17 protein-coding genes, 2 tRNA genes, 1 pseudogene and 1 riboswitch are annotated in these 20,668 nt (G+C 62.1%); of the genes and pseudogenes, 1 reads left to right on the forward strand and 19 read right to left on the reverse strand.

What is annotated here, in order from left to right; all coding sequences use genetic code 11:
* Nucleotides 1-260: 260 nt before the first annotated feature.
* The 8 genes and pseudogenes from DWZ54_RS05380 to DWZ54_RS05410 all read right to left on the reverse strand — a co-directional run bounded on the left by DWZ54_RS05380 (nucleotide 261) and on the right by DWZ54_RS05410 (nucleotide 8,125).
* A complete protein-coding gene (locus DWZ54_RS05380) occupies nucleotides 261-851 on the reverse strand; it encodes a thiamine phosphate synthase (RefSeq protein WP_118474809.1) in 591 nt (196 codons plus the stop codon).
* Complete coding sequence (thiH, locus tag DWZ54_RS05385) at nucleotides 838-2,091, reverse strand: 2-iminoacetate synthase ThiH (RefSeq protein ID WP_118474810.1); 1,254 nt, start codon at nucleotides 2,089-2,091, stop codon at nucleotides 838-840. Before thiH ends, DWZ54_RS05380 begins: the two co-directional genes overlap by 14 nt.
* A 13-nt stretch (nucleotides 2,092-2,104) precedes the next feature.
* Nucleotides 2,105-2,911: a thiazole synthase gene (locus DWZ54_RS05390; RefSeq protein ID WP_233541633.1), complete on the reverse strand. Its 807-nt coding sequence runs from the start codon at nucleotides 2,909-2,911 to the stop codon at nucleotides 2,105-2,107.
* Nucleotides 2,912-3,211 (reverse strand): annotated as a pseudogene (gene thiS / locus DWZ54_RS12155) (sulfur carrier protein ThiS); the annotation flags it as partial. It lies immediately after the preceding gene.
* 6 nt (nucleotides 3,212-3,217) lie between these two features.
* A riboswitch (TPP riboswitch) is annotated at nucleotides 3,218-3,348 on the reverse strand.
* A gap of 80 nt (nucleotides 3,349-3,428) precedes the next feature.
* Entirely contained in the window at nucleotides 3,429-5,000 is a 1,572-nt protein-coding gene (locus DWZ54_RS05395; protein ID WP_118474812.1) for a nitrite/sulfite reductase, read from the reverse strand.
* Nucleotides 5,001-5,184: 184 nt separating this feature from the next.
* The gene (locus tag DWZ54_RS05400; RefSeq protein WP_118474813.1) at nucleotides 5,185-5,589 is read right to left on the reverse strand and encodes a GtrA family protein; all 405 of its coding nucleotides are present in this window, start codon (nucleotides 5,587-5,589) and stop codon (nucleotides 5,185-5,187) included.
* Nucleotides 5,579-6,610: a glycosyltransferase family 2 protein gene (locus DWZ54_RS05405; protein ID WP_118474814.1), complete on the reverse strand. Its 1,032-nt coding sequence runs from the start codon at nucleotides 6,608-6,610 to the stop codon at nucleotides 5,579-5,581. The genes DWZ54_RS05400 and DWZ54_RS05405 overlap by 11 nt, the downstream gene beginning before the upstream one ends.
* A 48-nt stretch (nucleotides 6,611-6,658) precedes the next feature.
* A complete protein-coding gene (locus DWZ54_RS05410) occupies nucleotides 6,659-8,125 on the reverse strand; it encodes a glycosyltransferase family 39 protein (RefSeq protein WP_158573621.1) in 1,467 nt (488 codons plus the stop codon).
* Nucleotides 8,126-8,348: 223 nt separating this feature from the next.
* On the opposite strand from DWZ54_RS05410, the gene DWZ54_RS05415 reads away from it, so the two are divergent.
* Complete coding sequence (locus tag DWZ54_RS05415; RefSeq protein WP_118474816.1) at nucleotides 8,349-9,284, forward strand: ketopantoate reductase family protein; 936 nt, start codon at nucleotides 8,349-8,351, stop codon at nucleotides 9,282-9,284.
* 51 nt (nucleotides 9,285-9,335) lie between these two features.
* On the opposite strand, the gene DWZ54_RS05420 is transcribed toward DWZ54_RS05415, so the two are convergent.
* The 11 genes from DWZ54_RS05420 to DWZ54_RS05480 all read right to left on the reverse strand — a co-directional run bounded on the left by DWZ54_RS05420 (nucleotide 9,336) and on the right by DWZ54_RS05480 (nucleotide 19,945).
* Nucleotides 9,336-9,515 (reverse strand): hypothetical protein, encoded by a 180-nt coding sequence (locus tag DWZ54_RS05420; protein WP_118474817.1) that lies wholly within the window; start codon nucleotides 9,513-9,515, stop codon nucleotides 9,336-9,338.
* A gap of 682 nt (nucleotides 9,516-10,197) precedes the next feature.
* Nucleotides 10,198-10,875, reverse strand: a complete 678-nt coding sequence (locus DWZ54_RS05425) for a hypothetical protein (RefSeq protein ID WP_118474818.1) — start codon at nucleotides 10,873-10,875, stop codon at nucleotides 10,198-10,200.
* A gap of 732 nt (nucleotides 10,876-11,607) precedes the next feature.
* Entirely contained in the window at nucleotides 11,608-12,639 is a 1,032-nt protein-coding gene (locus DWZ54_RS05435; RefSeq protein WP_118474820.1) for an aspartate-semialdehyde dehydrogenase, read from the reverse strand.
* Nucleotides 12,640-12,726: 87 nt separating this feature from the next.
* Nucleotides 12,727-13,518, reverse strand: a complete 792-nt coding sequence (dapB, locus tag DWZ54_RS05440) for a 4-hydroxy-tetrahydrodipicolinate reductase (protein ID WP_118474821.1) — start codon at nucleotides 13,516-13,518, stop codon at nucleotides 12,727-12,729.
* Nucleotides 13,519-13,668: 150 nt separating this feature from the next.
* The gene (recG, locus tag DWZ54_RS05445) at nucleotides 13,669-15,735 is read right to left on the reverse strand and encodes an ATP-dependent DNA helicase RecG (RefSeq protein WP_118474822.1); all 2,067 of its coding nucleotides are present in this window, start codon (nucleotides 15,733-15,735) and stop codon (nucleotides 13,669-13,671) included.
* A 33-nt stretch (nucleotides 15,736-15,768) separates the two neighbouring features.
* The gene (gene surE / locus DWZ54_RS05450; protein ID WP_199663252.1) at nucleotides 15,769-16,521 is read right to left on the reverse strand and encodes a 5'/3'-nucleotidase SurE; all 753 of its coding nucleotides are present in this window, start codon (nucleotides 16,519-16,521) and stop codon (nucleotides 15,769-15,771) included.
* Between the two features lie 115 nt (nucleotides 16,522-16,636).
* Nucleotides 16,637-16,712, reverse strand: a tRNA-Lys gene (locus tag DWZ54_RS05455).
* 1 nt (nucleotide 16,713) lies between these two features.
* Nucleotides 16,714-16,789, reverse strand: a tRNA-Lys gene (locus tag DWZ54_RS05460).
* 92 nt (nucleotides 16,790-16,881) lie between these two features.
* Nucleotides 16,882-17,331 carry a UPF0158 family protein gene (locus DWZ54_RS05465; protein WP_118474823.1) on the reverse strand — a complete coding sequence of 150 codons (450 nt, stop codon included), beginning with the start codon at nucleotides 17,329-17,331 and terminating at the stop codon, nucleotides 16,882-16,884.
* A 273-nt stretch (nucleotides 17,332-17,604) separates the two neighbouring features.
* Nucleotides 17,605-18,720 (reverse strand): tRNA preQ1(34) S-adenosylmethionine ribosyltransferase-isomerase QueA, encoded by a 1,116-nt coding sequence (queA, locus tag DWZ54_RS05475; RefSeq protein ID WP_118474825.1) that lies wholly within the window; start codon nucleotides 18,718-18,720, stop codon nucleotides 17,605-17,607.
* A gap of 19 nt (nucleotides 18,721-18,739) precedes the next feature.
* Nucleotides 18,740-19,945: a SpoIID/LytB domain-containing protein gene (locus DWZ54_RS05480; RefSeq protein ID WP_158573622.1), complete on the reverse strand. Its 1,206-nt coding sequence runs from the start codon at nucleotides 19,943-19,945 to the stop codon at nucleotides 18,740-18,742.
* Nucleotides 19,946-20,668: the final 723 nt, after the last annotated feature.

Consider the following 20,668-nt stretch of genomic DNA (forward strand, 5'->3'; position numbering starts at 1 on the left):
AGCCGCCCCGCTCCCGCGAGAATCTCGCGGCAGGGAGCCACTGGACGCCATTGTCCATTTCTGAGTTGATGATGTTAGGAATGTTGCGGATATGCAGTCAGCCTGAAGAACAGAAAAAGCCCCGCAGAACCTGGTACCTAGGTTTCTCGCGGGGCTCCATTGCCTCTTGTTCTCTTGCTGATGTGTCTATTATAGCTTCCGGCCCTGCCGGCGTCAACCCCTCTTTTTATGTATACAGTATTACACACGCGCAGGGTGCATCAGAGCCAGAGGCTCCCCTGCATCAGGCTGCCCATCGCACAGGCTCCTTTGGCCCCGGCTGCGCGCACGAGCGGCACGCGCGCGGGCGTCAGGCCGCCGATGGCGTAGACGGGAAGCGGCACGGCGGCGGTGACCGCCTGCAGGAAGTCGAGCCCGCGCGGCGGCAGGCCCGGCTTGCACGAAGTCGCAAAGATGTGGCCGGCAAAGATATACGTGCAGCCGAGGCGCACAGCCTCCTGCGCGTCCGCGACGCTGTGGCACGAGGTGCCGAGCTCCATGAAAGACGCCAGGGAGGAGCGCTCTGCGGGGGCGAGGCGGCGAAGGCGCGGCAGCGGCAGATGCACACCCGCAGCCCCCTGGCGCCTGGCCACTTCAGGGAAGCCGTGCACGATGCCGGGGACACCCGCCTCTTTGCAGAGAGGAAGGACCTTTTGCGCGAGCGTTTCGTAGGCTTCTTCCGTGAGGTCCTTCTCGCGCAGCACGATGGCCCGCGGCTGGTGAGCAGCGATTGCGGCCAGGCGCGCGAGGAAGTCCTCTTCACGGGCAAACACGTGGCGGTTCGTCACGCAGATGATATCAGAGATAGACATAGTCGTTGAGGACGGGCTGCAGGCCCTCGGCGGCCATGTCGTGGTACATGCTGCCGAGGCTGCGGGAATCGCAGATCTCAAACTGCGCGTCGCCCTTCTCCTCCGTCTCCTTCCCCGTGTATTTCTCCTCGTGGTCGCCGATGCCCGTCGAGACGCCCGCCGATATCTTCGTCGCCGCGATCTTCGCGATGCCGTTGCGGAAGGCCGCGCTCTCGCGCGACGAGACGGTGATGCCGACGTACGGCAGGAAGATGCGGTAGGCGCAGATGATCTGACAGAGCTGGCGCTCGCCGACGTCGAGCGGGTTGATCTTCTCGTTGTTGATGATGGGACGCAGGCGCGGACACGACAGCGAGAATTCCGCCTGCGGATACTTGCGCTGCAGGTACCAGACGTGCAGCGCCGTCGCGAGCGCATCCTTGCGGAAATCCGCAAGGCCGAGGAGCGCTGAGAAGCCGACGCCGCGCATGCCGGCCATGAGCGCGCGCTCCTGCGCCTCGAAGCGGTACGGCCAGACGCGCTTGTGGCCCATGAGGTGCAGCGTCTCGTATTTCTTGAGGTCGTACGTCTCCTGGAAGACCGTCACGTAGTCGGCGCCGCATTCGTGCAGGTACTTGTAGTCCCTGACGTTCATCGGGTAGACCTCGAGGCCGACGTTGCGGAAGTACTTGCGCGCGAGTTTGCAGGCCTCGCCGATGTAGGCGACGCTGCTCTTCGTCTTGCTCTCGCCCGTGAGCAGCAGGATCTCTTCCATGCCGCTCCTGGCGATGACCTGCATCTCATGCTCGATCTCCTCTGGCGTCAGCTGCAGGCGCTGGATGTCGTTGTAGCAGTTAAAGCCGCAGTAGACGCAGTAATTCTCGCAGTAATTGGCGATGTAGAGCGGCGTGAAGAGATAGACCGTGTTGCCGAAATGGCGGCTCGTTTCGAGCCGCGCACGCCTTGCCATCTCCTCGAGCAGGGGCTGCGCGGCAGGCGACAGCAGGGCCTTGAAATCCTCGACGCTGCAGATGCGGTGGTCGAGCGCGCGGCGGACGTCCTGGATCGTGTAGGCATCGGGATCGTAGGCGTTCATGGCCGCGATGACCTTCTCGCGCACATCGGAGCGGATCTCTTCCATATCCGGCAGATAGGCCATGGGGTCCGTGCGGCACGAGGGATCGTGCTCAAGGCGATGTTTCTTGGCGAGTGCCGCCTCGCTCAGGCGGCTGGAATCCACGAGGAACTGATTCTCTTTCATGACTGCCACCTCCTCAATTGCGCAGGAAACCCGTCAGCGGGTCGGAAGCCTCGGCGCCGCGGCTCAGCACGCGCCCGAGCCCCGCAAGGTACGCCTTGCGGCCCGCCCGGATGGCGTCGCCAAAGGCCGAGGCCATGAGCGGCACATTGCCGGCCGTCGCGAGCGCCGTGTTGGCCATGATGGCCGCCGCGCCCATCTCCATGGCCTCGCAGGCCTGTGACGGCGCGCCGATGCCAGCGTCGACGATGATCGGCAGGTCGATCTCATCGATGAGGATCTGGATGAATTCTTTCGTCGCGAGTCCCCGGTTCGAGCCGATGGGCGCCGCAAGCGGCATGACGGCGGCTGCACCGGCCGAGACGAGGTCGCGCGCGGCGTTGAGGTCGGGGTACATGTAGGGCATGACGATGAAGCCTTCCTTCGCGAGGATTTCCGTGGCCTTGATCGTCTCGTTGTTGTCCGGCAGCAGATACTTGGAGTCGCGCATGATCTCGATCTTCACGAAATCGCCGCAGCCGAGCGCCCGCGCAAGGTGTGAGATGCGCACAGCCTCGTCTGCCGTACGCGCGCCCGACGTGTTCGGCAGGAGCGTGATTCCCTTTGGCACGTAGTCGAGGATGTTTTCCTTCTCCTTCGTGTTGGCGCGGCGCACGGCCACCGTGATGAGCTCGGCGCCGGCATATTCGACCGCCGCCTGGATGAGCTTCAGGGAGTACTTGCCCGAGCCCAGGATGAAGCGCGAGTGAAATGTGTGGCCGCCGATGACGAGCGCATCGTTCTCGTTTGCCTCCTCTTCGCTTGCCCCCGAGCCGCCGCCCATGAAGCAGACGACCTCGACCTCATCCCCATCGCTGAGCACCGTCGTATCGTAGGCCTCGCGCGCGAGGATCACGCCGTTGTGCTCCACGGCCACGGCCCGCCGGTCGTAGCCGGCCTCCGCCAGATAATCCGCCACGCTCAGGCCCTCTTTCGCCTGCGGCTCGCCATTGATTCGTACCATCTTGCATCCTCCTCCGAAAATCACAGCTCCCCAACGTCCCGGCATGCTCAAAACGCCACCAGCCCAGACAAAAAGGGAGGCAACCTGACTCTGGTCGTCTCCCTGTACATGCAGAAACATCGCTCAATCGCATTTCCTGCGCATCCCTACGTTGGCATTATCCAAATCAGGTTCCCGGGTCGGAGTCACGAACTCCCTCTCAGCCTGCTTTGACGCCGCGCGCTGCGGCCGCCGGGCAAGCTCCCCGTGTCTATGGAATTGTAAAATCCTTAAAACGCTTTCTATTATAGACGAAACGATACAGAATTACAACCGTTTCCGCGAAAAAACGCCTGCTTTACACGAGATAGGGCGCAAGGACGGCCTGCCAGTCCGCGAGCGGCGTACGGCGCACCGTCTCGTGGAAGGCCTCGCCTGCCCCGCGCACGGCGAAGTAATGCGCGACGAGTGCGCAAAGTGCCGCGAAGAGCTTCGCATCTGCCACGCGGCCCATAAGCGGCTGAGCGTAGGCCGCATCGGGGCCGAGCGAACCGCCCACCTGCACGGTGTAGACGGGCGTCACCTCGCCGTCGACCTTCGCGCGGCCGCCCGTCAGGCCGATGTCCGCGATCTGCGGCTGCGCGCACGAATGGAAGCAGCCCGTCAGATTGATGCGCACGGGCACGTCGGCCGCGGGGAACGCCGCATCGAGCGCCTGCGTCAGCTGCTGCAGGCGGTCCTTCGTCTCAATCGGCGCGAAATTGCAGTAGGCATTGCCCGTGCACGATGACGCGTAGCCCGAGAAGAGACCCGGCTGCAGCGGATAGCGCGCGAAAAGCTCCTCGGCAAGCAATGCGTCGAGGCGCTCAGCGGGGATGTCGAGCAGGATGAGGTTCTGCGAATTCGTCGTGCGCAGGCGGCCCGTGCCGTAGGTCCTCGCAAGCCCCGCAAAGACGCGCAGGTCCGCGGCCTCGATGTGGCCCTTGGCGAGATGCACGCCGACATACGAGAGCCCCGGCTGCTTCTGTGCGTGGACGCCGTAGAAGCGGCCGTACTGCCACGGCGCCGTGATTTCCTCGCCGCCAGCTTCGAGTGCTCCCGTCTGGGCCGTGATCTTCGCAGCCACGGCGCAGATGCCAAGATCCGCGACGAGGTATTTCAAGCGGCAGTGATTGCGCTTCTCGCGGTATCCTTCGTCGCGAAAGAGCGTCGCCACGGCCTTGGCGACCGGCAGCACCTCTTCGGGGCGGATGAAGAACGGCAGCTTCTGCGCGAGGTACGGCTCCGCCGAGAGGCCGCCGCCCACGTAGGCGTGAAAGCCCGTCTCGCCCGCGCGCCGGGCCGGCACGAACGCGAGGTCGTTGATGCGCGCGAAGCCGGCGTCGTGCGGATTTGCCGAGATCGACACCTTGAACTTGCGCGGCAGGTTCGAGAAGTCGCGGTTGCCGAGGAAGAAGCGGTACGTCTCCTCGACGAGCGGCGTCGTGTCGAGAAGCTCCTCGGGATCGACGCCCATGAGCGGATTGCCGAAGATCGTGCGCGGCACATCGCCGCAGGCCTCGACGGAGCTCAGGCCAGCCTCCGCAAGGGCGCGGCGGATGACGACGGCATCGCGCAGCGTGATGTTGTGGATCTGCACGGCCTGGCGGATCGTGATCTGCACCTCATCCCTGCCGTACGCGTGCGCGAGATCCGCGAGCACCTCGGCCTGCGCGGCCGAGAGCGTGCCCGACGGCAGCTTGACGCGCACGAGGAAATGGCCGTCGCGCGGCCGCTGCGCGTAGATGCCGGCCCATTTGAGCCGCTCGACGTCGCCGGGGTCGAGCTCCGAGAACGCTTTGCCGGAAAGCGCCTCGATCTCCCCGAGGATGTCGAGGCCGTCCTTTTCCTGTTTCCACTGCTCATTGCGGTTGCTTGTCACTGCTGTCATCTTCAATCTCTCCTGTTCATCTGGTTTTCCATGCAAAAAAATGGAGGTCCCGGCACACAAACGGTGCACAGGAACCTCCATTCTTTGGTCAGTTCGCTATGAATACCATTACGATACCATACGAAGGCCAAACTGTCAATCCTATTATTCCTATAATTTCACTATGAATTTGCCAGACCGTGCCTCAGCGGCGGCCGAATGCGAAGATTTTGACGAACAGGAACGTGATGGGCACGCCGAGCACGGCCGCGATGAGGAAGCTCACGAGCGACGGCAGCCCGAGCCAGTTGTAGAAGACGAACACGATGATGTTCTGGATGATGTAGTTCGGCACGTACGACAGGAAGAACTTGACGTAGCGCGCAAGCGTCAGATGCGTTGGGAAGACGAGCCAGCCGTTGAGGATGTAGGCGTTGATGTTGCTCAGGAGGTAGCCCGCGTTGAACGCGATGTTCGCGTTGCCGAAAAGCGGCGTCAGGAGCTCCGCGAGGAAGCTGCAGAGGAACGTGTTGATGCAGCCGACGACGAGGAAGAGCAGGAACTCGCGCGAGAGGAAGTGGCGCTTGAGCGTCCCGAGGTCAAACTGCATGGCCGTTCACCTGTCCCTTCGCTGCACCTGCCGGCGGGGCAAAGCCCGCGGGAGCCGCCTCCCCGCAGTCCGCCGGCTTGCCGCGCTCGAGGAGATAGAGCGGACGGCGCTTCGTCTCCTCGTACGTGCGGCCGAGATACTCGCCGATGATGCCGAGGATCATGAGCTGCAGCCCGCCGAAGAACGCGACGCACGCGATGATCGTCGGCCAGCCCGCCACGGTATCCTCGCGCACGAATGTCTCAAACAGCACGTGCAGGAACAGGACGACGCTGACCATCATGCTGAAGAAGCCGACGTAGAGCCCGATGCGCAGCGGGAACGTCGAGCACGTGAAGACGCCGTCGACCGCGAGCCGCCACATCTTGCGCGGCGAGAACTTCGAGACGCCCGCGTAGCGCGGCGGCGCCGTGAAATGCACCTGCTTCTGGCGGAAGCCCATCGAGCCCACGAGGCCGCGGATGAAGCGCGCGTGCTCGCGGTAGCGGCGGAACGCGACGACGACCTTGTGGTCCATCAGGCGAAAATCCGAGCCGCCCGGCTGCACGGGCACCTCCGAGATGATGTTGAGGAATTTGTAATACGAAGCCGACGTCGTGCGCTTGAGCCACGAAGCGTCCTCCGTTGCCTCGCGGATGGTCTGCACGACCTCATACCCGTCCTCCCAGTCGCGGAGCAGGGCCGGGATCATCTCGGGCGGATGCTGCATGTCGCCGTCCATCGTGATGACGACATCGCCGTCCGCGTGGTCGAGGCCGCACGTCAGCGCGAGCTGATGGCCCGAATTGCGCGCGAGCAGCATCGGCTGGACGCGGCAGTCCTTCTGCTCGAGCTCGTGCAGGATGGCGCGGCTCTTATCGGCCGAGCCATCGTCGACAAAGATGAGCTCCCAGGCGTAGTCCGGCAGCTTTGCCATCTCGTGGCAGACGGCCTCATAGAAATGGCGCAGATTGGCTTCTTCATTATAGACGGGCACGACGATTGAGAGCGTGTGCTTCGGTGTTTCGTTAATGGCTGACATGATGACTGGCTTCCTTTCCCTCAGGTCCTGTTCTTCGCGGTTCCCGCGTCATTTCGCGGGCGGCAGGACCACTTTGATGATGAGCATGCCGTTTTCCTCGCCGACCGTCTCAAATGTCCCCTGCGGCAGCTGCTCCTTGAGGTAGGCCTCGCGCGGCACCTCACAGAGCACGAAGAACGGCACCCCCGCCGGCAGGTCCTCATAGGCAAGGAATGGCATGACATTCTTGGCATTCCAGCTGAGTCCCGAAGGCTTCACGCGCTCCATGTCGGCACGGTGGATGAGCTCGGGGATATTGCCGCCGTAGTAGAAAACCGTCGAGGTCCTGTACCGGATACGCTCTACATTGTAGTCGCCGCAGTTAACGACGAGGGCATCATCCACATTAAGATTCCTTAAACTTGCGGCGATCGCGCGCCCCGACTGCTGACCGCAGAGCGGCACGGCCACGGCGAACGTCAGCACGAGGTAGAGGCACCAACAGGCGGCCGCGAGCCGTTTGACGAGCACGGTGCGCTCCTTGAGGAGCCGCGCGGCGAGGATGGCCATCGGCAGGAACGCCGGCAGGGTGTACGTCACGTATTTCGTCGCCATGCACTGGAAGAAGAGGTGGATGATCACGGCCCAGGTCAGGAGGAATACGGCATGCTCGCTCCAGCGCCGCGCATAAAGATCGCGCCACGTCTTCTTGACGCGCCAGAGCACGAGGAATGACCACGGGCAGAAGCCCAGCAGGAAGATGACGATGTAGTAGAACCAGACGTCGTCGCGCGCGTGCTCCGAGACGGTCGCGCGCAGGAAATTTTGCACGCCGAAGAAGTTCGTGATGAATTCCATGCCGTGCAGGCGGTACATCAGATAATACCAGCTGCCGCCCACGACGAGGAAGACGGCAAGGCCCGGCAGCCAGCCGAGGTGCAGCAGCTCGCGGGGCTTTCTGCGCAGGCACAGGAAGACGAGCATGATGAAGCCCGGCAGCAGGAAGCCAATCGGCCCCTTCGTGAGCACCGTGAGCCCCGAGAACAGGAACGCCAGCAGGTAGTACCGGCGACTGCCGCTGCGGTAGCCCAGGTAGAAGGCGATAAGCACCGAATTGAAGAAGAAGATGAAGGTCATGTCGGTGATGACGGCCTTCGAGAGGTAGAAGAACGCCGTCGTCGTCGCGAAGATCAGCGCGGCGAGGAAGGCCGTCGCTCTATCGTAAAGCTTCTTCGCAAAATACCAGACCTGCAGCACGTCGAGCACGGACACGACGGCCGGAAAGAAGCGCGCGGCGAATTCATTGACGCCGAACAGGCTGAAGCCCGCGAGCAGCTCCCAGTAGAAGAAAATCGGCTTGTCATACCAGAAATTGCCGTAAATGCGCGGCGAGATCCAGTCACCGGCTGCAAGCATCTCCTTGGCCGTCAGCGCGTAGTTTGATTCCACCGGATCCGTAATGGCCAGCAAGTGATTGCCAGCAAACACCATGATGACGACGCCGAGCAGCGCCAGTGCCTGCTGCTGTTTTCTCATAACCTTCTCTCCCATCCCTTTGCCTGTCCACATAAAAAGGGCGGCCCCCAGATACCTGGATACCACCACGCACCGGGCGCCGAGCCTTTTGCAAGCAAATTCTAATCTTGTATACTCTCCTTAGTATAATGGCCCGTCTGCCGTCTGTCAATGCAAGGTGCTTCCCTCCCTCTTTGCCCGTGCCCGGCCATGTGGTACAATAAAGCCAAAAGGGGGTATTCACATGAAATTCACCATCATCGGCGCGGGCGGCACGGGCGGCGTTCTCGGCGGCTATCTCGCCCATGCCGGCAATGACGTGACCTTCATCGCGCGCGGCCGGCACCTCGCGGCCATGCGCGAAAAGGGCCTGCTCATCCGCACGAATCACCGCGGCGACATCCTCGTGCCGAACGTCAGGGCCTGCACCATGGAAGAGTACGAAAAAAGCGGCGACACGCCCGACGTGCTCTTCGTCTGCGTCAAGTACTACAGCCTGCCCGATGCCATCGCGCTCGCAAAGCACTGTGCGGGCAAGGAGACGCTGATCATCCCGATCCTCAACGTCTTCGGCTCGGGCGCCGTCATGCAGGAAGAGCTGCCCGGCCTCACGGCGCTCGACGGCTGCATCTACGTCTTCGCCAAGATTGCAGAGCCCGGCGTCATCGCGCAGCCGCAGTCCATCCTGCGCGTCTTCTACGGCTTCCGCCCGGGACAGCCGCAGACGCTTGCGAAAAAGGCGCAGGAACTCGAGGCCATCATGCGCGCGGCCGACATCCACGCGCATTTCACGGATCAGATCCAGCGCGATGCCCTGACGAAATTCAGCTTTGTCTCGCCGATGGGCGCGGCCGGCCTCTACTGCGGCGCGAAGAGCGACGATTTCCAGCAGCCGGGCGAAGTCCGCGAGACATTCGTCGGGCTCATCCGCGAAGTGCAGGCTATCGGCGAAGCCATGGGCATCACCTTTGACCGCGACCTTGTGGCAAACGGCCTGAAGCTCATGGATGCCTTCGCGCCGGGTCTCACGACCTCCATGCAGCGCGATGTCGAAAAAGGCGGCCCGTCGGAATTCGCGGGCCTCGTCGACCGCATCGTCGCACTCGGCCAGAAATACCATGTCGCAACGCCCCTTTACGCGAAGATCAGCGCCTGGGGACACGAAAAAGGACTGGCCTGATGGCGGCCAGCCCTCATACCTTCTCATGAAGCAAGCACAATGAGTTCCCGCTCAGGCCTGCGACCCGTACCACTCCGGACGGCGCAGCTTGAGCCAGGGAACTTTTTCTTGTCTCTGCCGTGCTTTGGCAAGGTCGAGCGTGACCGTCACGAGCTGCTCGCGGTCGTCAGCCTTGCAGACGAGATTGCCCTCGGGGTCCGCGACGAGCGACTCGCCGGCAGTGCGAAACACGCGGTGCTTGAACGACGCCCGTTCGCCAGGAAGCTGGCAGATGCGGGGGTAGGCGCTGCGGGATGTATTCCGGCTTCAGCGCACAGCTAAATGTGCCCCAACATGCTGCGAGCAACAAAGGGAGTTCGCCGCCTGCCGCGGCGTTCTGACATCCGGCGCAAAGAGCCTTTCGTATTGGGCCCCATCCCTCCGGGCAATCGCTGTGCGCCTCCAGGCGGAATACATCCCTCCGCTCAGGCTCTTGTGCTTCGATAGAAAACGAACGCAGCAAGTCGCGCAGCCTTCCCCGCGCACGGGGAAGGTGGCCCGCAGGGCCGAAAGGGGTCCATGGACGGACAGGCAAGAACAATACTCGATTACAGGTTCTTACAAGCGTCGCAGCCTCGCGCACGGGCGCGAAGCGCGGGATGCCGGTGGCATCCCCGGGTGTGGCCCGCAGGGCCGAAAGGGGTCCATGGGCGGATGGCATGCGAAGGAAACCAGTTTGCAGAAAATATCAAGCATCGTACCCCGCGCACGGGGAAGGGGGACCGCGTAAGCGGTGGAAGAGGTCCATGGACGGACGGAGAAGAAGAATCCCCGACAACAAGTCCTCACAAGCGTCGTAGCCCCGCGCACGGGCGCGAAGCGCGGGATGCCGGGGGCATCCCCGGAGAAAGTGGCCCGCAGGGCCGAAAGGGGTCTACCGCGGACTGTACGTGCAGTATTTCGCCACAATGTCTGCATACTCCTGCACATCGGTCATATCCTGCTGTGAAGCTCCGTCATGCGGGCCGGCTTCCGCGAGCTCGCGTGCCGCCTCCTCCAGAAGGCGCTGCGTCCCCGGCAAATCAATCTGCCGGACGATCATCGTCTCCGCCTGCCGCAGCCGGAAATGCGCCCGCTCAACCGGCTTATAGGCGTCAAAGACCGCCATCGCGGCAATCGCCGAAGCCTCCGCGTAATTGCCGTCGTGCATGCAGCGCGCAAAGAGCAGCTCGCTCGTCGCCAGCGGCGTCTGATGCGCGCGGTTGTTGCGGATTGCCGCCTTCGTATTCTCATACTGGACGTCCCCGATGACCGCCATATCGCGGTATTTCACATAAAGGCGCTGCGCCAGGCGCTCATACGCCCGCCGCGCCTGCACGCGTTCCCCTGCGGCCTGCCCCGGCACACGGGATTCCGCTTGCCGCGCCCCGTTCTGCCCTGCATGCTTTCGCGCCTCTCCCTGTGCCGCCCCGGCAGACACCACCTGCGCCTGCTCCTGCCGCACCACGCCGTGCCGTGTCTGCAGAGCCCCTTCTGAATGCGCCGCCAAAGCCGGCACGCACGATACGCTCAGCAGAGCACAAGCCATCAGGCCGGTCCAAATCTTCTTCATCCTGCGTTGATTCCTCCCGTGTCTCACTCAACCCATGTCAGCATTCCAGGATTTTATCAAGAATTCACTAATGAAATCATAACGCAATTCATCGTTTCCCGCAAGTTCATGGACCTCTTCCACCGCTAACGCGGTCCCCCTTCTCCCTGCGGGGTACGCCGCCAGACAGGACTCGTCATCTGTTTGGTTTGAATTCTGCAAGTTCATGGACCTCTTCCACCGCTGCGCGGTCCCCCTTCTCCCTGTGGGGTACGCCGCCAGACAGGACTCGTCATCTGTTTGGTTTGAATTCTGCAAGTCCATGGACCTCTTCCACCGCTGCGCGGTCCCCCTTCTCCCTGTGGGGAGACGGCTTGGGGCTCGTACTTTTCGGTTATTTGCGAGTGTGACAAAGCGCGCAGCCTTCCCCGCGCACGGGCGCGAAGCGCGGGATGCTGGGGGCATCCCCGGAGAAGGTGGCCCGAAGGGCCGGAAGAGGTCCTTGAGCTAACGGGAAAGAACGATGCTTGGCTGTAAGTCTTTGCATGCGACGTAGCCCCGCGCACGGGCGCGAAGCGCGGGATGCCGGGGGCATCCCCGAAGAAGGTGGCCCGAAGGGCCGGAAGAGGTCCTTAAGCTAGCGGGAAAGAACGATGCTTGGCTGTAAGTCTTTGCATGCGGCGTAGCCCCGCGCACGGAAACAGCATAAAAAAACCGCCCGGAGAGGGCGGTTTTGTTTTATCTGGCTTTGATTCAGATCATGTCATGCTCAATCATATACTCGGCGATCTGCAGGGCGTTGAGAGCAGCGCCTTTGCGGATCTGGTCGCCGCAGACCCAGAAGTTCAGGCCGTGCTCGATGGACTCGTCCTTGCGGATGCGGCCGACTTCGACATCGTTCTTGCCAGACGTGAAGAGCGGCATCGGGTAGATCTGCTCGGCTGGATTGTCACGGACGATGGCACCCGGGAAGGCGTCGATGGCCTTGCGGGCCGCCTCGACGCTGACCTCGTCCTCGAACTCGACGTTGACGGACTCGGCATGGCTGCGATAGACCGGCACGCGGACCGTCGTGGCCGTGATGCGCAGGCTGTCGTCCTCGAGGATCTTTCTCGTCTCGTTGACCATTTTCATCTCCTCTTTCGTGTAGAGGTTGTCGTAGAAGACGTCGATCTGCGGGATGAGGTTGAAGGCGATCTGGTAATGCTTCGGGAACTTCGCACCCGGCAGGATGTTGGCCTGCGGCTCGCGGCCGGCGACGATGTCCTCAACCTGCTGCTCGAGCTCGGCCATGGCTTCCTTGCCGCCGCCCGAAACGGCCTGATACGTCGAGACGACGATGCGCTTGATCTTCGAGAGATCGTAGAGCGGCTTGAGGGCCATCATCATGATGATCGTCGAGCAGTTCGGGTTGGCGATGATGCCCTTGTGGCGCGCGATGGCCTGCGGGTTGACCTCCGGCACGACGAGCGGGACCTCGGGGTCCATGCGGAACGCACTCGAATTGTCGATGACGACGGCACCGGCCTTGACGGCTGCCGGTGCGAACTGCTTGCTGGCTGCGCCGCCGGCGAACAGTGCAATCTCGACATCCTTGAAGGAGTCATCCGTCGTCTCCTCTACCGTGTACTCCTTGCCCATGAACTGGATTTTCTTGCCTGCGCTGCGCTTCGAAGCCAGCATCTTGAGGTTGGCAAAGGGGAAATTGCGCTCTTCGATGAGGTTCAGGAATTCCTGGCCTACGGCACCGGTCGCGCCGAGGATCGCTACGTTGTACTTCTTCATGGTAATCGTTCCTTTCTGCATGCATTCCGGAAAATCCCGGATGAGTTCTTTTTTTATTAATGATAGTAGAACAGGCAAAGGGATGGGTCAGTCGAGCAGCTTGTCGAGGCCGACCGTCAGGCCTTTGAGGCTGCGGACCTTCTTGGCGGCGAGCACGACGCCCGGCATGAAGGACTCGCGATTCATCGAGTCGTGGCGGATCGTCAGCGTCTGGCCGAGGCCGCCGAAGATGACTTCCTGATGCGCGACGTAGCCCGGCAGGCGCACGCTGTGGATGTGCATGCCCTCGTAGTTCGCACCGCGCGCGCCCGGAAGCTTCTCGAACTCATCAGGGTTGCCCTGCTGATGCTCCTTGCGGACCTCGGCGATCATCTCGGCCGTCTGGATGGCCGTGCCCGACGGTGCGTCGAGCTTCTTGTCGTGATGCAGCTCGATGATCTCGACTTCCGGCATGTACTTGGCAGCCTGGCGCGACATGATCATCAGCAGCACGGCGCCGATGGCGAAGTTCGGCGCGATGAACGCAGGCGTTGCGTTCTCCTCGGCAGCCTTGGCAATCTCGGCCTTCTGTTCGTCCGACAGGCCCGTCGTGCCGACGACCGGCGATGTGCCATGCTTCAGCGCCGTCATGACATTGCCGAAGACGACGTCCGGACGCGTGAAGTCGACCATGACCTCGGGCTTCTTGCGCTCGAGCAGCGCCTCAAGATCCGTCTCGACGAGGATGCCGCTTGCAGGCAGTCCGACGAGCGTGCCCGTATCCGCGCCGCCCTTGATATCCACGGCACCGACGAGCTCGAGCTCGTCCGCTTCCTGTACGGCTTTCAATACGGCCTGGCCCATGCGGCCACAAGCACCATTTACGATTACTGTTGTCAAAATATGCGCCTCCAGTCAAAGCATAACGGCACATCCTCCCCTTTCGGATTTTTGGATTTATCCTACAAACGTTCGCAGAGAATGTACGCATTTTTACAAGTATTATACACATATTTGAGCGTCCTGACAAGCCTTGTGCAAAAAACAGGGTCAGGATTCCGTGATGTGCTGGAACTGCTCGCGGTACTGCAGGGCCAGCACGGGCAGCACGAAGTCAAGGTCTTCCCGGCGCGCGAGGCTTGCGAGGGCCGCGCGGCGCGCCTCGATGAGGATGTCGCTGTCACGGAGCACGTCGGCAATCTTGAGGTCGGGCAGGCCGTGCTGCATGGCGCCGAAGAACTGGCCGGGGCCGCGCAGCCGCAGGTCCTCCTCGGCGAGGCGGAAGCCGTCCGCCGTCTCCGCCATGATCGTCAGCCGCTCGCGTGCCTGCTGCGTCTTGCCCTCCGAGACGAGGATGCAGTACGAGGCATACGAGCCGCGGCCGATGCGCCCGCGCAGCTGATGGAGCTGCGAGAGGCCGAAGCGGTCCGCATGCTCGACGACCATGATGCTCGCGTTCGGCACATTGACGCCGACCTCGATGACCGTTGTTGAGACGAGCAGCTGAATCTCCCCCTTGTAGAAGGCTTCCATGACGGCTTCCTTCTCCGCCGGGCGCATCCTGCCATGCACGAGGCCGCAGGCCATATCGTGGAAGATGCCGTAGCGCAGCTCGTCGTAGATTTCCTCGGCCGAGGGCAGATCGCTGTCTTCCTTCATCTCGATGAGCGGACAGACGACGTAGGCCTGGCGCCCCTCCTCGAGCTGACTGTGGACGTAGCGGTAGATGAGCGGCCGGCGGTCCGGACGGCGCACAAACGTGCGGATGGGCTTGCGCCCGGGCGGCAGCTCGCGAATCAGCGAGACGTCGAGGTCGCCGTAAACGGTCAGGGTCATCGTGCGCGGGATTGGCGTCGCTGTCATGACGAGCACGTCGGGCACGCAGCTTCCCTTTTTCTCGAGGGCCGTGCGCTGCGCGACACCAAAGCGGTGCTGCTCATCGGTGACGACGAGTCCGAGCCGGTTGAACTGCACGTCGTCCTGTATGAGCGCGTGCGTGCCGATGACGATGTCCGTCTCATGCGCGGCCATCTCGTGGTAGACGGCCTCGCGCTGCTTCTTCGTGAGGCGGCCCGACAGGAACGAGATGCGGATGCCGAATGGCTGAAGCTGGCGGCAGAACGACTCATAATGCTGCTCGGCGAGGATCTCGGTCGGGGCCATCAGGGCCCCCTGGCAGCCGTTCTCAACAGTCTTGACGAGCGCGAGCATCGCGATGACCGTCTTGCCGGAGCCCACGTCGCCCTGCACGAGGCGGCGCATCGGCACATCGCGCTCCATATCCCGGCGGATATCCTGCCAGGTGCTCTCCTGATCGTGCGTGAGCGTGAACGGCAGGCTCTTCCTGACGCGTGCCAGAAGCTCGCCGTCCCCGGCGTGGCGGATGCCCGTCGCGCTCTGCTGCACCTTCTTCTTCAGGAGCATCAGGCCGCACTGGATTAAGTAGAGCTCCTCAAAGGCCAGGCGCCGCCGCGCTGCCTTGAGTGCGTCGAAATCCTTCGGGAAGTGGATCGTCTCGAACGCCTCGCGGCGCGGCATCAGCCGGTATTCCCGGCAGATGGAGGCCGGCACGACCTCAGACAGCTCGATATCCGCCGCCAGTGCCTCCTGCAGGAGCTTGCGGAAGAATTTCTGGTTGAGCCGCTCCGTCGCCGGATAGACTGGCTGGATGCCGCAGTGCACGGCGGGCTCTTCCTCGCCCGTCAGCACCTCAAATGAGCTCAGCTGGCTCATCTCGAACTGCCCGCGGCCGCCAAACGCGTACGCGGCCCGTCCCGTCACGAAGATGCGGCGGCCGACCACGAGCTGCTTCTTGAGGTATTTCTGATTGAACCACGTCACCTTGAGGAATCCCGAGCCGTCGCCGATCAGCGCCGTCAGGATCGTCATGCCGCGCCGGCCGCCCTGCCGTTCCTGCAGCTTCGTGATGACGCCCGACACCGTCTGCTGCTCGCCGAGGTGCAGGTCCGCAATGCGCGTCAGGACGCTCTGGTCCTCATACGTGCGCGGGAAATACGTCAGTAGGTCGTAGACCGTCGTGATGCCGAGGCGCGCGAGCTCCGCCTTCTTTTTTGGGCCCACGCCCTTGATGTACTGCACGGAATCCGTTATCTTCATGTCGTCGCATCACCCCTTTTTGCACGCCTTCGCTCAGCGGTCAAGCTTCTTCTCGAGTTCCAGGTAATCCGTCAGGTCGACCATGAGCGGCGTCACGGAGATGTAGCCGGCCTCGACGGCGTAGATATCCGTCGGCTTGCTCTTGTCCGTATCGAAGATCTCACCGGCCACCGTGTAGAAGACACGGCCGTCCTCGCGCGGCTGGCGGATGAAGGCGTTGTGGTAGTCGCGCTTGCCCTGGCGGCCGAAGACGAACTGCGGCTCCCCGTCCTTGAAGGCCTTCGGGAAATTGATGTTCCAGAAGAGCGGCTGCTTCTCATCGGCCAGCAGGCGCTCGAAATGCACCGCAAAGATCTCGGCGGCCTCCTCATACGAAATCGTGCTGTCCACATCGAGCGAGAGCGCAAACGACGAAATGTCGTGCAGGATGCCCTCCATCGCCGCGCCGACCGTGCCCGAATACAGGATATCCGTCGCGAGATTCGCGCCGTGGTTGATGCCGGAGACTACGACGTCCGGCTTTTCCTCAGCGATCGCCTCGAGGTAGAGCTTGACGCTGTCCGTCGGCGTGCCGTCGACCGCCCAGGCCTCGATGCCGTATGCCTCGCGCAGCCGCTCGCCGCGCAGGAGCTCCAGCGGCCGGCCGACGTTGAGTGCATGGGCCATGCCGCTCTGCTGGCGTGCCGGCGCCGAGACGACCACCGTATGTTTGGGCGCAAGCGCCCGGACCAGGGCCTCGAGCCCGCACGAGTCGATGCCATCGTCGTTTGAGATCAGGATCCGCAAAATAAAACCTCCATTCCTTCCAAGCAACATCATGTTTATCAAAAATCGCCATGCCAGGCATGGCCCGAAGACACGAAAAGGCTCCTTTGTCGCCAAAGGAGCCATCTAGTCAAAATGGTGACCCACCACGGAATCGAACCGTGAACCTACTGATTAAGAGTCAGTTGCTCTGCCAGTTGAGCTAGTGAGTCATGGTGACCCACCACGGAATCGAACCGTGAACCTACTGATTAAGAGTCAGTTGCTCTGCCAGTTGAGCTAGTGAGTCATCGTTTTGTTCTGTTCTTGGCTGCCCTCGCAACCAACGAATATTATTATAGAGGAGCTTCGGCTATCTGTCAACACCTTTTTTATTTTTCTTTAAAACTTTTTCGTTTCTCCCTGCTTCGCCGCTTCATCGGCTTCATACGCGATGTGGTTCTCCTCGCACCAGTCGCGTGCGACTTCGCGCAGATACGCGCGCTTGTAGGCTTCCCAGGCCGGCTGCAGCAAAAGATGGCGCACCTGGCGGTGGAACCTCGCGGCCGCGCCCGCCCCGGCGAGGATATCCTCGAGGCGCTCCCTGACATCTTCACGCTCGCGCGAGGCGGCAAAGGCCTGCATCATCTCATGCTCACACTCGTCGATGACGTTCGGCAGCGGCAGGTAATGCTCCCAGTCCTCCTCGATGTCAAAGGCGTGGTTGAGCGCATCTTCCTCGCCCATATCATCCTGCATGAGGATGACCTTGCCCCTGGCGATATCCACATAGCCCTGACGGACATCCGACTGCGCCATCGCCGCCGCCAGCTCATTCAAATCGACTTTCATAAAAAACCACCTATCCGGCCCCGTACAGCAGGGCCTCGTTCTTTCCTTCCATTATACCATCTGCGCAGGCATCTGGAAAGACGGCCATGCTTCTATCTGCCACGGCACCTTGCGTACACGGGGGCGTAAAGCACGGGATGCCGAAGACATCCCCAGAGGAGGTGCCCCAGAGGCGAAAGCAATCCATGGACTGGATTGAAGGCGCTGCATTCAGGCTCTTGCCCTTCGGCAGAACAACCAGCACAGCAATTCGCGTGCTGTCCCCGCGCACGCTTATTCGTTATCTTTACCGGCTTCTGCCTGGCGCTGACGGTCGAGTTCTTCGAGCTCGGCGACTTCCTGGTTACGCTCGGCATCGGGCTGTTTGCGCGTGACCAGCATGGCATCGCCAAACGAGAAAAACCGGTACTTCATCTCGACGGCGGTCTTGTAGGCCTGCAGGACGAACTTGCGGCCGGCGAAGGCGCTGATGAGCATGATGAGCGTGGACTTCGGCAGGTGGAAATTCGTAATCAGGGCGTCGACGATCTTGAAGCCGTAGCCCGGGTAGATGAAGATACCCGTCCAGCCGCTCTTGCCGGCAATCTCGTTCTTGGCGGTGGCGGCGGACTCGAGCGTGCGGATGCTCGTCGTGCCGACGGCGATGACGCGGTGACCGGCTTTCTTCGTGTCCATGATGAGCTTGGCCGTCTCATCGGGGATGCAGTAGTATTCCTTGTGCATCTCGTGATCCTCGATGTTATCGACGTTAACGGGGCGGAACGTGCCGAGGCCGACGTGCAGCGTGACGAAGCCGAGGTTGACACCCATGTCGCGGAGTTCCTGCATCTGTTCCTTCGTGAAATGCAGGCCGGCCGTCGGCGCGGCGGCGGAACCTTCCTCACGGTTGTAGACGGTCTGATAGCGCTCCTTGTCCTCGAGCTTCTCGTGGATGTACGGCGGCAGCGGCGTCTCGCCGAGCCGGTCGAGAATCTCCTCGAAGATGCCGTCAAACTGGAATTCGACGATGCGCCCGCCGAAATCCGTGTGCTCCGTCACCGTGCACGAAAGCTCGTCGCTGAAGCGGATGACGTTGCCGGGCTTGGCCTTCTTGCCGGGCTTGACGAGCGTTTCCCAATGCGTGGCATCGAGCCGGCGCAGCAGGAAGACCTCGACCTTGCCGCCCGTCTGGTCGCGATGGCCGATGAGGCGGGCCGGCATGACGCGCGTATCGTTGAAGATCAGCGTGTCGCCCGGCACGAGGAATTCCTTGAGATCGTAGAAATGGCGATGCTCGATGGTCTTCTCGACGGGGTCGAGCACCATGAGGCGCGATGCGTTGCGCGGCTCAATCGGCACCTGGGCGATGCGCTCTTCTGGCAGATCGTAATCAAAATCGGATAATAACATGTACGTAACCTCTTATCTCTTAATATTGTTTCTTTAACGTCACACCGCTGTAGTAGTGATGCAGGATGTCCGCACAGGACTTGCCCGCCTCGGCCAGGCGCTTGGCGCCCCACTGCGAAATGCCGAGGCCGTGGCCGTAGCCGTAGCCTTCGAGCACGAGCGCATCCTTCTGGATTTTCGCGGCAAAGAGCGTGCTCTTGAGGCCGAACCAGCTGCGCATGTCGTTGCCGCTGATGCGCGCCGTGCCCTGCGAGCCCGTCACCGTCATCGTCTTGACGCGGCCTGAGACCGTGCGGTCGCTCGTCTCTTTGCCAAACTGCACGGGCGAGAGCGAGACCTTGCGGATCTTGCCGACCTTCTTGCCCTTGGCCGCAAGCTTCGCGGAAAGTGTCTGCAAGGAAATGGATTTTGTCCAGGGCATCGTCTTTAGCTGCGGGTCCTTTGCTGCGCGCAGATACGGCACATAGCCACCCCAGACATCCTCGCTGTTTTCCGTCATGCCGCCGCTGTCCGTGTGGAAGAGCGCGTCGATGGGCTGGCCGCCGTAGAGCAGCACCTCGCCGCGCGTCGCGCGCAGGGCTGCGTTGGCAGAAGCCTTTTCGGCGCCCGTGCCCGTGTAGACCTGACAGTGCGTCGTCGTGCAGAGATCAAAGCCTGCAGATGCGTGGCGGCCGCGGTTGTGCAGGGCAAAACTGCGCGCGGCGACGCTCTGGGCCTTGAGGGCCTCCTGCGGCCAGTCCGTCGGCATCTCCTCGGGCACGACGCTCTTGAGGTACGTCTCAATGCCCACCTGATTGACGAGCGTCATGCCGCCGGCACGCGCCAGCACCTGCATTGCGCCGGCATACGAACGGCTGCCGTAGCGGAACGACGCGCCGTCGCCCGCATTGGCAGGCGTCAGCGTGAGCGTCGTGCCCGCAAGCTTCTTGCCAGCGACGAGGAAGGCATTCCCCTGCTGCCTGATGGTGACGGCCTGACCTGCGGGCAGCGTAAGTGCCTTAGAGGTCTCCGTCCGGCACGTGACTTTGCCGGCAAGCGGCGTCAGCGCCAGTGAAGCCTGCTTCTCGGCAAGGCCGATGCGCAGCACGGGTTCCTCTGCCGTTGCCTTGCTCATCTTACTCGCATTTCCCGGAGAGGCCGGAGCCGGAGCACGACGCGCCATGACCGGCGTGGCAAAAGACAGCATCACCGCACCAGCCAGCAGGACTGACAAAAAACGTCTCATTCCATTCACTTCCCTTCCACACTCTTTACAATTGAATCCAATCCCCTGATGAGTCCAGAGACAGCTTCCGGCCCTGCGGGTCACCTTCTCCGGGGATGCCCCCGGCATCCCGCGCTTTGTGTCCGTGCGCGGGGCTACGACGCTTGTGAGGACTTGCTGTCGGAGATTCTTCTTCTCCGTCCGTCCATGGACCTCTTCCACCGCTTCGCGGTCCCCCTTCCCCGTGCGCGGGGCTGCGACGCTTGTGAGGACTTCCAATCGAGTATTGTCCTTGTCCGTCCGTCCAAAGACCTCTTCCACCGCTTACGCGGTCCCCCTTCCCCGTGCGCGGGGAAGGCTGCGCGAATTGCTGCGCTGGTTGTTCTGCCGAAGGGCAAGAGCCCGAGCGGAGGGATGTATTCCGCCTGGAGGCGCACAGCGATTGCCCGCGGCAATACATGTAGGGGACGAGGGTGCATAAGCGGAGCGTTGGCGCCTGGCGTTAAGAAGGGATTTTTTCCTTGCCAGCTTCCTGGCGAACGGACGTCGTTCAAGCAGCGCGCGTTTCGCACGTTCGTCAGGCTTCATTCCAAAGGAAAAAATCCCTTTAGCCAGCCGACTTCGCGCAGCGTTGCGCTCTCGTCCCCGCCTTCCACATTTAGCTGCGCGCTGAAGCCGGAATACATCCCGCAGCGCCCTTGCATTCCTCCTTTCATCAAGCAGAAATGCAACTGCCAGCAGTTC

Origin of the sequence: Mitsuokella sp. AF33-22 (genome assembly GCF_003475755.1) — a bacterium.
Lineage (GTDB): Bacteria > Bacillota > Negativicutes > Selenomonadales > Selenomonadaceae > Mitsuokella.

Coding starts and splice junctions, on each gene's coding strand:
- DWZ54_RS05380 (WP_118474809.1), bottom strand. CDS start 851: ATGTCTATCTCTGATATCATCTGCGTGACGAACCGCCACGTGTTTGCC.
- thiH (WP_118474810.1), bottom strand. CDS start 2,091: ATGAAAGAGAATCAGTTCCTCGTGGATTCCAGCCGCCTGAGCGAGGCG.
- DWZ54_RS05390 (WP_233541633.1), bottom strand. CDS start 2,911: ATGGGCGGCGGCTCGGGGGCAAGCGAAGAGGAGGCAAACGAGAACGAT.
- DWZ54_RS05395 (WP_118474812.1), bottom strand. CDS start 5,000: ATGACAGCAGTGACAAGCAACCGCAATGAGCAGTGGAAACAGGAAAAG.
- DWZ54_RS05400 (WP_118474813.1), bottom strand. CDS start 5,589: ATGCAGTTTGACCTCGGGACGCTCAAGCGCCACTTCCTCTCGCGCGAG.
- DWZ54_RS05405 (WP_118474814.1), bottom strand. CDS start 6,610: ATGTCAGCCATTAACGAAACACCGAAGCACACGCTCTCAATCGTCGTG.
- DWZ54_RS05410 (WP_158573621.1), bottom strand. CDS start 8,125: ATGAGAAAACAGCAGCAGGCACTGGCGCTGCTCGGCGTCGTCATCATG.
- DWZ54_RS05415 (WP_118474816.1), top strand. CDS start 8,349: ATGAAATTCACCATCATCGGCGCGGGCGGCACGGGCGGCGTTCTCGGC.
- DWZ54_RS05425 (WP_118474818.1), bottom strand. CDS start 10,875: ATGAAGAAGATTTGGACCGGCCTGATGGCTTGTGCTCTGCTGAGCGTA.
- DWZ54_RS05435 (WP_118474820.1), bottom strand. CDS start 12,639: ATGAAGAAGTACAACGTAGCGATCCTCGGCGCGACCGGTGCCGTAGGC.
- recG (WP_118474822.1), bottom strand. CDS start 15,735: ATGAAGATAACGGATTCCGTGCAGTACATCAAGGGCGTGGGCCCAAAA.
- DWZ54_RS05465 (WP_118474823.1), bottom strand. CDS start 17,331: ATGAAAGTCGATTTGAATGAGCTGGCGGCGGCGATGGCGCAGTCGGAT.
- queA (WP_118474825.1), bottom strand. CDS start 18,720: ATGTTATTATCCGATTTTGATTACGATCTGCCAGAAGAGCGCATCGCC.
- DWZ54_RS05480 (WP_158573622.1), bottom strand. CDS start 19,945: ATGAGACGTTTTTTGTCAGTCCTGCTGGCTGGTGCGGTGATGCTGTCT.